At 39.1% G+C, this 1,379-nt stretch carries 1 pseudogene; it reads right to left on the bottom strand.

From position 1 onward, the window contains the following. Positions 1–1,379: pseudogene (locus tag MCO_RS09665) on the bottom strand (hypothetical protein); the annotation flags it as partial.

The raw sequence follows: 1,379 nt of genomic DNA, 5'->3' as shown, positions 1-1,379 counted from the left end.
ATTATAAGTCTCATCTTCAGAGCTGCCATCAGCCTTAACTGTCTTAACTGTAAAGAGAGGTGCTTTCCATGTTTTTGTCTCCTCATTATATCCAGCACCACCACCTAAATAGCTAGCAAACCGCTCATTCAGTGAATAAAGTTGACCACCTGTAACCGCATCCGTTGAACCATCAGAAACATCACCATCTAAAAGAAATGTAATCTTACTATTGGTTTTTCCTGTTCCATGCTTGGCAACAAAGGCATCATCACCTGTACTCCAAGATAAAGAATCTTGCGCTACACCCACAGATACTTCTTTAATACGTGCATTTACATTCTTGATATTCTTATCAAGTCCTGTAAAGGCTGCTCCGACATCGTTAAAGGTGATATTTTCTACTGAACCATTTTCTTCAACCTTCGATAAGATATAAGTTGGACCAGTAAAAACGCCATTGTTAAAATCCCCATTACCACCCAAAAATTTAGCAACATCTTCACCAATTTTATTAATCTGCTTACCATTGATTGCATCATGTGATTCTGAAGAAATTGTGCCATCAGCAACGTTATGAAGTGCAACGGCGGACTTATCTTTACCACCCAAAGTCACACTCTTGTAATTAATAGTACCATTCCCATCTTCACTCTTATCGTAATGAATAACTGCTGAATCTTCTGACTGAAGATTTTTAGAAAGATCCTGCAAACTTTTATCAAGTTGACCCTTGTTGATAGCTTCATTAGCGTTAACCGCTTCCTTCACACCAGAAAGTCTCCGGTCAGCACTTGCGCTATCGGCTATATTGACCTCACTACCGCCTTTTCCTGCTCCAATGGTAATAGAACCGTCTTCTGTTTCTTGCTGTACAAGATCCTCAGCTACAACTTGATTAATTTCATTTTTAACTTCTTTATGTATATTGGTGATAGAATTACCAACACCTGCAAACGCATCTGCTACATTATTATAGACTGTCTCTTCTTCTTCACCATCTTCCTTGGCAGTCTTGACCTTAAAGCTAGGGGGAGTCCAAGTTCCCTCATTAAAGCTAGCACCACCACCTAAATAAGTGGCAACCTTACTATTCGTTTCAAAAAGTTGATTACCTGTAACCGCATCTGTAGAGGTTGATGAAAGATCTCCATTCGCAAGAAACGTAATTTTGCTGTTTTCTTGTACAGCTCTGCCTTTTTCTTCTGCTCTCTTTTCATGACGGGCAACAAAGGCATTGGCGTCATCGCTCCACGATAAAGAATCACCTTCCACTTTGGTGATAACATTATTAACTACATTATTAATCTCTTGAGTGATTTTATTCTGAACTTTCGTGATAGAAGAACCAACTCCTGCAAACGCATCTGCTACATTATTATAGACTGTCTCTTCTTCTT

The organism is Bartonella sp. DB5-6 (genome assembly GCF_000278115.1).
GTDB classification, from domain to species: Bacteria; Pseudomonadota; Alphaproteobacteria; order Rhizobiales; family Rhizobiaceae; genus Bartonella; species Bartonella refiksaydamii.
This window is presented reverse-complemented; position numbering and strand designations above follow the sequence as displayed.